Here is a 15,596-nt window from a genome sequence, read left to right on the forward strand (position 1 = left end):
CACTGCTGCGGGCGAGTTTTTGATGGTGTTTGCTTAAGCTGGCTGAGACTGAGGTAGTGCTCTTAAATGCTACTTCTTTTTGAAAATAGATAAGAAGCCAGACGATATACTCAGAGGCTAGTTAGCCCCATAAACGGTGCCGAGATACAAGATACTCGGCACCGTTTATGGGGCTTAATACAACGTAGATTCAGCCTAGACTAAGTTGAGGTTAATAAGGGTCTTTGGGTTTAAGCTCGATAATATTAGAGTAATCCACGATACTGTTTTCTGCCTTCCATCTTTCGCACATCGCGACTAACTTTTCGACCAACTCGGGATGTGATTTTGCTAGGTTGTTTGACTCCCCTGGGTCTGAGCTTAAATCATATAGCTCATGAGCAATGCCTGGTTTAGCTAAGGTTTGTAAATACCAACCTGGCTCTATAAGCAGTTTCCAACGCCCCTGATACACCACACTCTGCTGACCTTTATCATTAAAGAAGATAGCTTCTGGTGGAGACTGCTTTTCTCCCTTTAGCGTGGTAAAAACACTTCGTCCATCGGGTTTTCTCGGCGTGCTTCCATGAAACTTGTCTGGAAAAGGGGTTTGTGTAATTTCCAGTAGTGTTGGAAGTATATCGCCAACCCAAACGACGTTGTCAGAAATACGGTCTGCCGGAATAACACCAGGCCAGCTTGCAATTGCGTGGGTTCGAGCACCGCCTTCCCATAACAGTGCTTTAACGCCACGGTAGGGCACATTGAATAATCCATCGGTATGCGCTGCGGCGCCATTGTCTGAGAAGTACAAAATTAATGTGTTGTCGTATTCGCCAGACGCTTTCAATTCATTAATCATTTTACCGACGTTTTCATCTATCTTTTCCATCATTGCAGCATGTACCGCACCAATAAGTCGAAGCTCATCTCTTTTTTCATCCGACATCGAGCTTAGTAACTGTTTTGCACTTTGAGACGTAGCTTCTTCAGGAAAGAGACCAGAGGCAATCAAGCCTTTATAGCGCTCATCAACAAGTAGCTGTAAATCTTGATATCGCTCTAGGTATTTTTCAACCAGTTCCTGAGGCGCTTGTAAGGGTTTATGGGGCGCCCTAAATGCGGCGTACATGAAAAAAGGCTCTGGTTTTTGTGATGCTGCTTTGAGCATATCAACAGCACGATCGCTCATACCATCAGTAGCGTAAAAAGCTTTCTCAGACTTGCCATGGCACGCGCTGTACTGGCGTTTTTCAGCAGGACTTTTCGCATAGCAATGCATGTTATAGGTGTTTGAAAATACTAAGTCAGCCTTTTCATTTGATTCATAGTAGGGGTGATTATCTTTTGGGGTATAAAACAAGTTTCCTTGCGCACCCAGAAAAACGAAACTTTTTTGAAATCCTCTTTGAGGGGGAAGGGCAAGGTAATCTAGCTCCATTTCCTCTTGAGTTAATTCCATCGCGGTGTGCGTTTTATGCCATAGTGGTGCTAGTTTTTCTGGGTCATTTTTTATGTAGCTTCCACCAAGATGCCATTTACCGACCATCATAGTTTGATAGCCATTGTCGGCCAACAGTTCTGATATAAGCGGTTGCTCATAAGCAATACGCCCACGGTGAGCAGAAAAAGGGAGTTCACGGCTCCAGTCACCTACCACGCCACCGCCAAAGCCAACGTGGGCTGCATCGACACCTGTCAACAGCGATGCCCTTGTAGGACTGCACCTAGCATTACTATAAAATTGGCTGAAACGCATTCCACCTTTTGCCAACGCATCTAAGTTGGGAGTATCAATTTCACCGCCAAATGTGCCTAAATCTGAATAGCCTGCATCATCTGACAAGATGACCAGAATATTTGGGCGAGTGTCTTTGGCGAAGGTTGCTGCTGACAGTAAAGTGAGCATCGCTAACGCTGTATTTACTATGTATTTATTCATTATGATATTTACCTAAATTTCGAAGTCTTTTTATGTAAGCGTTTATCGTCATTAAGATGCGGGTGGTAAAGTTGATGGACGCCACGTTCTTATCCAATCGTATCGTGTGGTTCGTTGCTCTTTTGTGCCGGTCACTACCATACCCCCGTCTTCAGGAACTGGGTTCCAATCGTAGGTTTCAATCGCCATTTGATAGAACGCTGGTACATCCCAATCCACGCTCGGTTCAATTGAATAAACGTATTTCCCGTCAAGATAAAAACGAATTTCTTTGGCTGACTTCCACCATGCCGCGTAAACAAAATAACGTTCATGATTTTGTTCGGGCAAATACTTAATACCTTGAATTTGCACCTTTTCGGGATTGTGTTTATTGACGCGGTGAATCGCATTGGAATGAAAGATGTGATCCCAGTTTTTAGCCCACTCGGTAGCGTCTGGTGACATCTTCCCCACACACTCTTGAATATCTAATTCAAGTTTTTTGACGCCATCAGATTTCGTCATCAGCCAGAATGTAGAAGACATTTCAGTAGCATTCGCTTTCATACGGGCTTCGTAATACCAGCCTGGCTGGCCGGCTTCAAGAGAGCGTACAATTGCGCCTTGATACTTATATTCTCTTCCTTTAAGTTCAGTGGTTTTCTCTAGCGGGCTCACTTCAACATTCATTGAACCGTTAGATACGCTGACATTCTCAGGTTTAAACAACCCCGGTGGCCGACCAATCCACATCCAGCCATTCCCCACGGGCTCTATTTGCCATTTATTAAGGTTGATGGCGTTGCCGTTAAACTCATCTGACATGGCATCTACCCGTGACCATTGCATGCGTTCAATTTGTGGCGCGTGACCGGAAACAACAAAAGGGGCCGTGGCAGCACTGTGGTGCTTGTCGCTGTCTGGGTCAACGGAAGTGACCGAGTCGGCGCAGGCTGTAAGAAAGCCAATCGCGGTACTTAATATTAAAAATTTTACTTTGTGAGCGACTAATTGAATTCGTTTAATAGCCAATGATGGATTAGCTTGCCTAATATACATTTTGCACTGATCCTTGTTGATTTGCTGACACGCTGGATTGAAACTGCGCTACACAGTGATTGAAAAACGCTTTCATGTTGGCTTTTGATGTCTGAAACTGCTGGTTTAGAGATGGGTTTTGATAATGGGCGGAGGGGAAAACCCCCATGCCTGTTAAAATCACGTGCCATGATAGCGAAGGGTAATATTGGCTAATATTTTGGCGTTGTAATTCTTGCTCTAGATCCCCGCCTTGGCTCCATATTTCAAGTATACTTCTTAGGGAATCAGAGATGGCCACATCTCCTCGACAATCACGCCAGTACTGAGTGTCGTTGCGGTTATTTGCCAAGTAGTGCAGCAATACATAATCACGAATATGGTCGAAGGCGGCATTGATGCCGTTATTTACATTCTCTTGATAGCGGGAAGTGAAGTTCCCTTTTTCAAAGTGTGCGATAAACTGCTCTATGGTGATAAGCGTCATTTGTAGGCCAGTTGCCTCAAGGGGTTCAATAAAACCCTGTGACAAACCAACAGCTAGGCAGTTACGTTTCCAATGGGCCTGATTTCGACCCACTCTCATCTTAATGTGATGGGCAGCAGTTCTGGCATTATTAATACCCGCAGCATTTCTTAGCTGTTGTTCGGCTTCATCGCCCGACAGGTGGTCACTGCTGTAGACATAACCGTTACCGGTACGGTGAGTTAGCGGTATTTTCCAACGCCAACCGCAAGGCATGGCCGCTGAAAGGGTTTGCGGTAAAAAAGGGGCTTCTGCTGCACTTGGTATCGCGACAGCGGCATCATTGTGCAACGAATCACGGTAGCTGATAAAAGGTACATCGAGTGCTTTTTGCATCAGCAATGAACTAAACCCACTGCAGTCCACAAAGAAATCGGCTTCAATGCGTTGGTTCGAATGGGTTTGTATTGCGGCAATATCACCGTTAGGGTGTTTCTCTATCTCGAAAGCCTTATCGACAAGGTATTTAACACCAGCACAAAGCGCTCGTTTTTTAAGAAAATCTCCCAGTAATTTGGCATCAAAATGGTAGGCGTAAAAAAGCGTATGTGAGAACTGTCCAGTGGGCAAGGGGAGCTTTTTACGTTTTGTCATGTGGGTCATCAAAAAGTAATCGTCAGGGTGGACTGATATATTCAACCCTTGTCTTCTTAACGCCACGTGCTGTTTGAATAAATTAAAGTGGGGGTTATCTATGTCGGTAGCGAAGGGGTGAAAGTAGCTTTCAAACCCTGGCTTTGTTGTCCAATCGGTAAACCTAATACCATTCTTATAGGTAGCGTGACACTGAGGCATCCATTCACTTTCGGGTATGTCCATTTGCTCAAAAAAACGACGTATATAAGGTGTAGAACCTTCTCCCACACCAACAGTAGGTATATCAGGAGACTCCATTAAAGTAATAGAGAAGCCCTGCTTACTCCATGACTTAGCCATGAGATTAGCGGCCATCCAGCCCGCCGTCCCACCGCCTAAAATCAATATCTTGTAGGTCTTTACCATTAAATATGCCCCTGTAAACAAAAAAGGAGCCCCAGTGACACGGGGCTCCAAAGGCCAACGGATTAGTGTTTCGGTACGGGGTACATAGAGATGTTGTCGATTTGCAGTTCATCTCCAGGGCGGATATATAAAGCTGGCTGCACTATTGTCGAGGTCCAATCAAAGTTAACATCACTGTTAATGCTGCCACCAAAATAGGCACTGTCAGACGTGGTATCAATATGCATATAGTAGGTTGTCCACTCAGTAGGACTGCGATTTGCAAAGTCGACACGCTTACTAAAGTTGTTACCACCGACTTCGAAAATACCGAACTCTATAGGGATAGCACCAGTGTCAGAGGTATAAGAAGGGGTTCTCATATCAAACTGGATAATATAGCGCATTCCATTTTTAACCGCGCCTTGAGGGAAGAAGTTAGGATCTAACTCAATACGCTGGGTCTCTGCAGTATTATTGGTGATTTGCAGTCCATAATCTGCACCACTTGGGTTCGCAGCTCTGTTTGCATCTAGTGTTGCTTCAATGCTTGCTCCGCCGGTTATGCTCCAACCTTGGGTAGAAGGACTTAGGAACCGTCCATTGGCAATCATCTGACGTACTTGACCGCCGCTTTTCACTTTGATCATCGCCACGTCATCGAACTGAGTGTTCTGATTCATCAGTAGAGATAAGCTCACCGTTTCTTCGGTAGTCGGGGCGAAGTAGTCTGAGGCGCGCAGAGTGGTAATGCGTTCAACCCAGCTATTAGTGACACCTAGCGCCGACTGGAACGTTAAGTTCTCAACCGCGTTGTTGCGGTCGAAGTTGTCTCCACGATTCAGTAAGCCATTAAGTGTGTTCCACTGACCCGCTGCAACCTTGGCATAAACACTGATATAAAACAGATCATTTTCATTAAGCTGATTTTGTTGAATACCCGTTGTGCCCAGGGTGGTGAACATTCCATCTTGCATACTACTAAGGCTGTAGTCGCCAGAGTGCTTTTCAGCATCAGTTACTATCAAGTTCTCTTCAGTGGCTGCTGAAGCAGGGTCGAGTTGGAATTTCCAAGCACTTCCTTCTAAAGAGCCTGACTCAAAGCCCGGGTCGCTCTGTGCGCCCCTTGCTGCGAGGTTTGCACTTACACCATTAACGGTAATATCAACACGGCGTTCTTCGGAAGTCATCGAGCCATCAGTAATCTGATAGGTATACGAGAAAACTTTAGACTCACCAGGCGCTAAATAAGAGAAATGATAGGGGTCGATGGTAATGTTACTCGTACCAAAGAAAACGCCATACTCGGCTTCGGTAGCGCCTACTGGTGTTATCCCAATTGCTGACATTTCATCTCCGTCCAGCTCTATTGCCCCTTCTAACAAATTAATGTTAATAGGGTCGCCAGTCGTCTCAACGGTTTTCTCAATGCCTTCAAAGAAGACAGGGGCGTTCTCTTCATCGGCGCCAAGTACAGTAATTTCAATTTCTCTTGAGGTTACGTTGTTACCATCTGTGATATCAAAACTGACAAGTACATCTACCACTTCACCAGCGCTCAGAACATCAGCTAAAACGGCGGCATTAATCGTTAGATCAGCACCTGTGACTAAACCTGTGACAGGGTCTACACGCTGAACAAAAGACGCAAAGCCATCCGGTATTTCCATACCATTTGATGCCGTTACGGTGAAATTCGTAATACTAAGGTTTTCTCTGGCGTATAAGTTGTTGATGGCACTATAAAACGAAGCCAAATCGCCAATTTCTCGTTGCCAAGCTAAAGCATCATAGATGTCTTGGTCGTATAAACCCGCTGTCATATCAATGGTAGTGACGCCTGATTTTTCAGAAACCAAGAGCGAAGGTGGCTCAATGGGAATTTGGTTGCCATCAGAGTCTAAACGTGGCGTTCCATCAGGGTTGGTTTCTATGAACGAAGGAGCTTTATCTTCACCGTTTACGATGGCAACTAACTGACGACGTAACGTGTTTTCTCCATCAGTAATTTCGTAATTAATTCCCAGTTCTGCGGTTTGTCCTGTAAGTAGAATGGGAGCAAAATTTCGAGGCGTTACACGTAAGCTATCTGCAAGAAACTCGAAGCCGAATATTGCTTGGTCAACAATCGGTAGATTTTGATATTCACGAATATCGGCAGCGATGTCAGGGGTAATAGTATTGCCTGACTCCACGCCAAATTCTGCAAGGATAGGGTCACAAATATCAGGGAAGTTAACGGCATCGACCGTGGTATTCGCACAATTAGGACCAGGCCAAATGAAGGTCACATTCTTAACTGATAAGGTATCACCATCAGGGTCGGTAACCCCAGCCAGTAAATCTATGTCAAAGAAGTCTACTGTTGCGTTGGCATCATACGGGTCTGTAAATGTGTTTTCAGATTCATTAAAACTTACTTCCCATCGTACCACCTCTTCATTTTCGGAAGTCACGACCATGGCTTGGCCGCGATCTGTGTTTAAGGCTTCAGCATTTAACTGGGGTGTGCGGTTTGCGCCACTTGCACCTGAACTATCTGAACCGCTGTCGCTGTCACCGCCACAGCCTGTTAAGGCTGCTGTAATAGAGAGCGCAAGAAGCGCCGGTAGTTGTCTTTTCATTATCGGTACTCCTAGAAGTCTATGCGCAGGTCTAAACGGAACGTGCGACCAGTTTTGTATAATTGTTGTGTTCTTGATTGTGTCACGCTGCTGTCTTCCAATGGGTTGCCTTCGTCATAGAGCACGGCGACTTCTTGACCATCGATAATTTGAGTATCACCAAGGTTAATAGTGCGACTAGTAAAGTAGTTACGGGTTTCTTCATCCGTTAAATTGATAGCTTGGAAAGAGACACGCATGGTTTTCGATATTTGATAGCTTGCGGTTAAGTCAAAAAGAAGACTTCCGTCTCGCCACAGCGAACCTTCGTTCCACGTTCGCTGAATCAACTCATCTGATTTACCGCGCATTGCTAAGCGTATTTGATGACCCCCTTTCTCCCAGAAAACAGTAGCGTTGTAGCTGTGTTCTGGAGTCCAAGCTTGTGGGTACTGTGGCAGTGCTTGGGTGGAATCAAAAGAGGAAAACTCTGCATCTGTTTTACTATCTTGATAGGTATAGTTAACCTGAGCGCCTAGCCCAGACCAAATGCCGGGTAAAAAGTCGTAGGTTTGTTGATAGCTTAACTCTAGCCCTTTTATTGACGCACCTGCGCCATTTCTTAAGCGTGTGGCGGTAAATTGTGAGCACCAACCAATTAAGTCATCTGATTCGTCAAACCACCAATCTGCTTGAAGGTCGCTAATGTTGCCACGATCTGGGAAGCAGGCTGCATAACCTACACCGTCAATGGCGTCAGGGTTTTGAAGGTTTTCTCGTACTTGAGCTTCTGTCAGAATTAACCCGCCCACATCATAAGGTTGGGTTAAGTCGACGTGACGTAAATCTTCGGCGTAAACAAGCGCGGCTTCACGTTCTTCAAAATTGGATAGATCTTTATAGAAGAATGCTGCCGACAGTAAACTCGTATCGTTAAAGTACCACTCTAAAGATATGTCGAGGTTGTTTGACTCTTGAGGCATAAGCTCAGGGTTAAACAAGTTGATGTTGCCGCTTGCTGCGTCATTTGGAGACCAAAAGTTCTCATTTAGGTTGAAGCCTGGGCGCAGAGAATCAATGTTAGGACGTGAAATTGTTTTTGATACGGCAAAACGACTGATTAAATCATCACTAACCTGATAGTTAATATTAAGGCTAGGTAGGAACATGTCATATTCGTTGGCGCCTTCAGTGGCAAACGAAACTAATGAGCGGTCTTCAGGGTTATTAGGATCGTCACCCCACACATAAAATGGATGTCTAGAAATGTCTTCATGACGGCTTAAGAAAAATGAACCTGCCGCACCTTGCAACGCCAATGGGTCATAACAAGGGTAACCTGAAGGGTCTGCTGCCAATCTAACAGGGGTATCTCCAGTTAAATCCCAACCCAATCCGTCTAGTCTGTTGTAACCTGCGAATTGATCAACAATTCTAGGATTACCTGGAATTTGGCACTCAGGGTTATTCACGAAGTCACGTAATTGACGAAACATAAAGGGGTCGAATACACGACCAAATACGTTATCCCCAGCAAAGCGTGCACTGGAGTTACCAAGGCTACTGGATTCAGTTTTTATATAACGTACACCTACATCACCCGTTAATCGGCCATCTAGATACTCATAATTAAATTTCACATAAGCCGCTTGATGTTTTAGCTCTGTTTCCCGATAGTTGCCTGGGTCAGGATTCAAGGCAAGGTTATCAATACCAAATGCTTGCTCTTGAAGTAACTGCGCTGATACCAAAGGCCAGCCGTCAGTTGCAGCACTCATAGGAACACCTAAAGATTGCATGAAATTATCGTAGGGAAAGGCATCTGATAGGGTGTAGTTTGCAGTTGGTACTGTGCCTAAATTTTGCCCTTCTTGTAGTACTTGTTGCCCCACTAAGTTACCGTCTGCGTCGAAGATATCTACGGTCACGGCTCGTGAGGTATTGTTGAGATCGTAAAATTGGTCATCGACCGTTTTCACCCGTTTACGATACTTGGCGCCAAACTCCACTTGCGTAATACCTGCAAATTCAACATCCCAATCAAAATCGACGAAGAACGTCTCTTGCTCGTCATCTACCTCTCGGTCTAGCAAACGGAAGTTGTTGGTATTGTGCGAGGCAATGTCATCTGGGTTCCACGCGGTATTAGAGGTATTATCAAATTGATTAAATGGGTCATTTTCTGAAATTAAACCATCACCAAAAACCATCTGACATACGCCAGAGGTGCAATCGTAACCAGCCGGTTGAATACCAGTATGAGGCTCTCCCTCTGGGCCAGCGTATAACCGCCCCATTGCTGGGTTTGCACCATTGAGCAAATACACAGTAAAACTCTGGTCGGGGCGCTCTGAAGTTTTTGAGTAGTTTGCGCCTGCTTCCATACGTAAATTGTAAGTAAGCTCTTGTTCAAGAGTCAGCCCAAGCTGAATGTTAGAAGTATCTTCACCTCTATCGGTATGTCGGTAGCCACCATCTGCAAAACGTCTGAGCTGACGAGTTACTGTGCGAGTATCTGTGTCGACATTTGTCCAATCTAGGGTGGGGTCTGAAAACGTAGGGATAAAATCTTGGCCATCAATTTGAACTGCACTGGCTTCTCCCTCTACAAAGTTTTCACGTTCGGGAAAGGCGTTACGGACAATAATGCCGTTGGTGTATTGTTCACTGCTAAATTGGCTGTAATTGAAATCTAGAACAATATTAGTGGTGTCAGTGGGTAAATATTGAAGGCTACCATTTACGCCAAACCGATCTCGGTCATTTTGGAATAGGCTATACTCGACCTCTGTAGGGGCAATAGCGGTATAGTCGGTTACGATATTTCCATTTTGGTCATAGGCAGCGGCGATATCACGTTTTTGAAAATCATTAATTCTCATTTCATCGCGACGAACCGAATTTGTTTCTGTGTAACCCTGAATAATAAAGCCGAATCGTTCGTCTAAGAACTTTTCAGAAAATACACCTGATATTTTATAATCTTCGTTCTCTGAAAAGTCATTATAGCGCCCTTGAATTGTCAGAGCGCGCCGGTCATTCTTAATGTCAAGAGGGCGTGTAGTATTAAGGCTAATTGACGCTCCAAGTGATCCTTCATCGTGATCGGCACTGGGAGTTTTAACAACATTTATACTAGATAAAATATCTGAAGAAAACGCACTTAAGTCAACGGCTTGGTTGAAGTCAGAACTAGTAAGTTGAACGCCGTTTAGGGTAATCATATTCTGATTAGGGTTAGCGCCGCGAACTGTTATTCGGGTACCTTCGCCATCTTCAGATTGTACGGAAACACCGGTAACCCTTGAAAGCGCATCAGCAATGTTTTGGTCGGTAGATTTTCCAATATCTTCAGAGAATATAGAGTCAGAAACGTTTTTAGAGTTTCGCTTCTGTGACATTGACTTAATCAAGCTGCCTTTAAAGCCACTTACAGTAATAACCTCGACAGTCTCTTCGTCTTCTTTCTTGCTCTGTTTCTCTTTTTCAGAGACCTTAGTCTCACTCGATGAAATCTGGCGTTCAATATCGTTATTTTCTTGCGCGCCAACATATGCCGATGGTGTGATTCCCAACATTGCAAGCGCCAGAGCACTAAGTTTAAACTTTGGTCCTGAATTAATCACGCGTACCTCCCATAGACGAAATAAAGTAGCTTGGTTTTTATGAGCACTATCCTTCGTCCTAAGTTTCTAATGGTTTTCATCCCAGCTTCGCTTGATGCCTATCCCGTGCTTACTGCAAATTACGGATTCTACCTCAGCAAAACATGTGTATAACAATTGTTTTACAATTATTTCGTTAAACCATAATACTTAATTTTAACAATGTAAATGGTAAATAGTTTTTTGTTAACAATGTGGTGGATTTTTAGAATGGTTTTTTTGAGTATTTTTGTAATTAATATTCTGATTTTTATGGTTTTTATATTCAATAAGCTTAATGTTATGTAATTTCAAAAATTAACAGTTTCATTTGGATTTTCTTTAAAGTTGACCATTATTCTAGACTTTAGTATTAACGAGAGCCTTACAGGCTATGGTTTTTGAAACGTTTTATGGACTAGGCCATACAGGGTTAGGGATGTTGATATCGCTGAAATCGATGCGTTGCTGGAAGTTACGCTAAGAGGAGAGCTGAAATAGAATTAGCTATTTTAATGAGAGAAGGCGTTAATCATAATTTAATTGGAGTCTCTCTTAAGCTAGTTTAACATTTGATAAACATTTAATTGTTGACAATTTGGCGCGGTGAGTGGTTGAATTACGTGAAATAAATACAACAGTTACTACAAATAGCTGAGAGAACTCTATGACAAAGCCATTTTCTCGTCGTGATACCTTAAAGTTGGCTGTTGCTGGCTTAGCGACAACCGCAGTGGGTTGCAAATCTACCGAAAGCCACATTCAAGCGCCACCTTCAAATTCTTTACACACAAAAGTTACCGATGCTTGGAGCAATACCCATGATCGAGTTTGGTTAGGCGGTGAATATTGGGCGAACCCAATGGAAGACTGGCGTGTTGTAAATGGCGCTGCTGAATGCATTAGCACGGGTGGTAACCGAAGTGTGCACTCTCTCACTACGCAAATTGTAGACGCTAACGGCACTATTAATATGTCAGTTGTTGTACATCGTACTTCTTCAGGGGTAAACGATGGCGGTGGTGGCCTAAGATTTGGCGCAAAAAGTGATATTAATGAATACAAAAGTAATTGCTTTGTTCAGTCGGGTATAGATGCGGGTATTAAAGACGACCAACTAATTTTAAATAACAAATCTGTTAAATTGCCGCGTTTGCCAAACAGCAGCAAAGTTCGTATTAAGATTGAGGGAAAGCCCTACAACGGCACCACAAAGTTGACGGCTAAAGCGTTGGATCTCAATAATTCAGAGGTATTAGCGCAAGTTGAAACCTGGGTTGATTCCAGTTTATTACTGGGAAACGTAGCGGTGACGAGTAATTTCACTCTGTCCTCAGAAGCGCCTGCACCGAAAAATGGTACGCGTTACGGGTTTTCAGATTGGCAAATCAAAGGTTCAGCATTTGTATATTCACCGGAACAAAAATTCGGTCCACTACTATGGGCAATGTATACGCTAAGCGATACTCGCACCGAAGAAGGCTTTGTCCTTAAACTCAGTGCCTTTACGGGGCCTATGGGTAAACACGATAATCATCAAGTCGAGTTGCAAGTATTAAATAATGGCAATTGGCAAACAAGGGCGATGGCACCTTTAGACCCTGATGCATGGGTAGCTACATTTCGAATTCCTAATTGGAAGGAAACTCAGGCTACTAAGTATCGACTCGTTTATGCAGAAAAACGTCGAGATGGAACTATCGCAACAGATACGTTTACAGGTCTAATTAGGGCGAACCCTACAAAGCGCAATCTGCGAATGGCGGCATTAACGTGTCAGAATGATTATGCATTTCCCTATGAACCTGTTGCCAATAATGTTGCTAAGCTACAGCCAGATCTTATTTTATTTTCCGGAGACCAAATATATGAAAACCATGGTGGATTCGGGTTTGTTCGCACCCCTGCTTTACCTGCAATCCATTGTTACTTGAGAAAGTATTACCAGTTTGGCTGGTCATTTAGAGATGCCATGCGAAATGCCCCTACCGTTTGCTTGCCAGATGACCACGATGTATTTCAGGGCAACCTGTGGGGGGAAAGCGGTGCTGCAATGGATGAGAAGTTTGTTAAAACAGGTCGCAGCGATGGTTGGGGGGGGTATATTCAACCAATTCCTATGCTTGAGGTGGTACACCGCACCCATACGGCTCATCATCCAGATCCTATAGACCCCAGGCCGTCAGAACGTGGCATCAGTGTTTACTATACCGACTTAGTGTATGGCAATGTGAGTTTCGCTATTATTGCCGATCGCCATTGGAAAAGTGGACCTGAAAGATTAGACATCATTGTTGGGGAGACAGGGGACGGAGAAGCGCCAACCTATATTAACCCTGAATACGACAGCCCAGATTTACAATTGTTGGGACAACGTCAAGAAGACTTTTTACGACAGTGGGGGCAAGATTGGCGAGGTCATGAACTTAAAGCCGTACTGAGCCAAACCGTATTTGCTGGTATCTCCACCCATCAACCTCTACCTGACAGATATCTAAAATACGATTTTGACAGTAGTGGTTGGCCAGCAAGTGCTCGTAATCGAGCTATTGACATCATGCGCGAATCAAAAGCATTGCATATCTGCGGTGATACGCACTTGGGCACGCTGTCGCAATACGGTGTGCATGAACAAAGAGACAGCAATTGGGCGTTTTGTACGCCCGCCATTGCAGCAGGGTGGCCAAGGTGGTGGCGACCTGACGACCTAGGTTTGCCTTATCAACATCGCCCGTCTCATGGCTTAGCCCAAACCGGTGAATATTTAGATAGTTTCGGGAACAAAATATATGTTTACGCCGTCGGGAATCCGCTGGTGAGTAAAGCGGAAAACCGCTATATCGAAGCACACGAAAAGGGCAGTGGCTTTGGCTTTATCACATTTGATACTGATGCTAAAACCTACACCATAGAGGCTTTTCGATTTCTTGTAGATGCTGCAAACGCTAGCCAAGACGATCAATTTTCAGGTTGGCCCGTTACTATCCATCAACAAGAAAATATGGGTAAAAATAGGCTCTCTTAATCGTCTATATGCACGAGTAAATAGCATGAAAAAAATCCTCTGGTTCAAATTAGTGTTGTGTACAGCACTAATGATTAACATGGTCACTAACGCCTATGGCGACGAAAATGGTGAAAAGACCAATATTGTCCTCATTTTAATCGATGATTTAAGCCACTATGGTGTGACCGCTTATGGGGCGAATCGAATAACCAGCAATGATGGTAAATTCACCAATAAAGTATTTGCTACCCCTAATATAGATGAGCTTGCTCGGGAAGGACTCCGTGTAGACCACGCTTATGCATACCCCCTTTGTGAAAATACGCGTGTCGCATTGATGAGTGGCAAACGCAATGACAGAAATTATCTAAGACCAAAATCACTGCATGCCTCAGATATCACCTTTGGTGATGCCTTTAAAAATGCAGGTTACGCCACAGGGTTGTTCGGAAAGTGGAAACAGACGCGCGGCACTAAAGAGGTTCCAGGGGAACGCTATATCTCGGAGTTTGGTTGGGATGAGTACGCCGCTTTTGATGTAACTAAACAAGGTCAGCGGTACATTAACCCTAACTTGGTCATCAATGGGAAGGAATACAATTACAATGGAAGGAACGATCTGGATCCCAACACCGGACGTCGTTGGTATGGGCCTGATATCGTCAATCGTCATGCACTTCAATTTATTGAAGATAACCGAGATAAACCATTCTTTTTGTATTACCCGATGATTTTAGTTCATGACGAACACAAACCTACTCCCCTCACTCAGCCTGCCAGTGCATTTGATAATTTTCCAGAAATAGCACAGTACAACAATCAAGGAGGGGATGACCGCCAGTACTTCCCCGATATGATTGAATATATGGATCACCTCATTGGTAAGGTCGTGATGAAACTCGATGAAGTAGGTGTTCGTAACAACACCTTAATCGTGGTGATGGGGGACAACGGAACAAAAGAAGTCTTTGGTCATGTTTTGCCTGATGACACGGTTTATCCAGGAAGAAAAGGGGGCAATGCCGACAATGGCCTGCATGTTCCATTAGTGTTGAATTATCCTACTGTGGTTCCAGCATCTAAAAAGGAGGAATACAGAACATACCAAGGCTTGGTCAACCTTACTGATATATACCCCACTGTTGCTGAAGCCGCTGGTATAGACATGCCGCAGGCTGAGCACGTTGACGGTATTAGCTTTTGGTCACAAGCAAAAGGGGCCGAAGGTGAACCTAGAAAGTACATCTATACATGGTTTATTGGCAACAACAGCTATGAAGAAGTCGATGAAGTGGGCATCATCTATGCGTTCAACAAGGAGTTCAAACGATATGCACCCACTAAAGAATTTCCTAAGGGGCGCTTTTTTGATTTACGCACCGACCCACTTGAGCGTGTGGGAAAAAAAGTAGTTGAAGCCAAGTTTGGTAAGTTACGATACAGTGGGATCCCGCTAGATTCCCTCACTAAAGAACAGCAGAAAGCCTACAAGGAGCTAGGTGATGTACTGGAAAAGAACACCATGCGCCCAGTTCGTGAAGTGCAAATTTTAGCGCCCTATAAAACGTTAAACGTTAATCAACAAGTTCAACTTTCTTACCACCTTTCACCTGCTAACGCACAAAGAGCCGGCGTAATATGGCACTCTGATAACCCCCTTATCGCTTCTGTTAATAAGTTTGGGCAAGTCATCGCTCATCGCAAAGGGCAAACAACAATTCGGTTGTACTCTTGGCAAGATGCTTATCCTGTAGCAAATAACCGCAACCCCTCATACCTTACAAACGGTGTACAAGATGCCATTGATGTAGAAGTGAAATAATTCCTAGGATTCAAAGTTTCTTTCTATTTAAGCCGTTTACATAGCGTGGCCTACATTAGGTGAACCTACCTC

7 protein-coding genes are annotated in these 15,596 nt (G+C 44.2%); 2 read left to right on the forward strand and 5 right to left on the reverse strand.

Annotated elements, in window-relative coordinates:
* Positions 1-211: 211 nt before the first annotated feature.
* From AV939_RS03365 to AV939_RS03385, 5 genes are all read right to left on the reverse strand, one after another.
* Positions 212-1,921, reverse strand: coding sequence for a sulfatase-like hydrolase/transferase (locus tag AV939_RS03365; RefSeq protein WP_082604974.1), 1,710 nt, complete (start codon positions 1,919-1,921; stop codon positions 212-214).
* Between the two features lie 51 nt (positions 1,922-1,972).
* A complete protein-coding gene (locus AV939_RS03370; protein WP_138118127.1) occupies positions 1,973-2,962 on the reverse strand; it encodes a glycosyl hydrolase in 990 nt (329 codons plus the stop codon).
* Positions 2,952-4,469, reverse strand: a complete 1,518-nt coding sequence (locus tag AV939_RS03375; RefSeq protein ID WP_057794018.1) for a tryptophan halogenase family protein — start codon at positions 4,467-4,469, stop codon at positions 2,952-2,954. The genes AV939_RS03370 and AV939_RS03375 overlap by 11 nt, the downstream gene beginning before the upstream one ends.
* Before the next feature lie 62 nt (positions 4,470-4,531).
* Positions 4,532-7,072: a hypothetical protein gene (locus AV939_RS03380; protein ID WP_057794016.1), complete on the reverse strand. Its 2,541-nt coding sequence runs from the start codon at positions 7,070-7,072 to the stop codon at positions 4,532-4,534.
* A gap of 11 nt (positions 7,073-7,083) precedes the next feature.
* On the reverse strand, positions 7,084-10,629 hold the full coding sequence (locus tag AV939_RS03385; RefSeq protein WP_063457212.1) for a TonB-dependent receptor: 3,546 nt from the start codon (positions 10,627-10,629) through the stop codon (positions 7,084-7,086).
* A 733-nt stretch (positions 10,630-11,362) separates the two neighbouring features.
* Between AV939_RS03385 and AV939_RS03390 the strand changes: the two genes are divergently transcribed.
* Together AV939_RS03390 and AV939_RS03395 are read left to right on the forward strand one after the other, a co-directional pair.
* A complete protein-coding gene (locus tag AV939_RS03390; protein ID WP_057794012.1) occupies positions 11,363-13,720 on the forward strand; it encodes an alkaline phosphatase D family protein in 2,358 nt (785 codons plus the stop codon).
* Between the two features lie 25 nt (positions 13,721-13,745).
* Entirely contained in the window at positions 13,746-15,524 is a 1,779-nt protein-coding gene (locus AV939_RS03395) for a sulfatase-like hydrolase/transferase (protein WP_057794011.1), read from the forward strand.
* Positions 15,525-15,596: the final 72 nt, after the last annotated feature.

This window comes from Alteromonas sp. Mac1 (assembly GCF_001562125.1).
GTDB classification, from domain to species: Bacteria; Pseudomonadota; Gammaproteobacteria; order Enterobacterales; family Alteromonadaceae; genus Alteromonas; species Alteromonas stellipolaris.

Bases quoted from the DNA above. Each gene is read 5' to 3' on its own strand.
- AV939_RS03365 (WP_082604974.1), bottom strand. From the start codon at position 1,921: ATGAATAAATACATAGTAAATACAGCGTTAGCGATGCTCACTTTACTG.
- AV939_RS03370 (WP_138118127.1), bottom strand. From the start codon at position 2,962: ATGTATATTAGGCAAGCTAATCCATCATTGGCTATTAAACGAATTCAA.
- AV939_RS03375 (WP_057794018.1), bottom strand. From the start codon at position 4,469: ATGGTAAAGACCTACAAGATATTGATTTTAGGCGGTGGGACGGCGGGC.
- AV939_RS03380 (WP_057794016.1), bottom strand. From the start codon at position 7,072: ATGAAAAGACAACTACCGGCGCTTCTTGCGCTCTCTATTACAGCAGCC.
- AV939_RS03385 (WP_063457212.1), bottom strand. From the start codon at position 10,629: ATGTTGGGAATCACACCATCGGCATATGTTGGCGCGCAAGAAAATAAC.
- AV939_RS03390 (WP_057794012.1), top strand. From the start codon at position 11,363: ATGACAAAGCCATTTTCTCGTCGTGATACCTTAAAGTTGGCTGTTGCT.
- AV939_RS03395 (WP_057794011.1), top strand. From the start codon at position 13,746: ATGAAAAAAATCCTCTGGTTCAAATTAGTGTTGTGTACAGCACTAATG.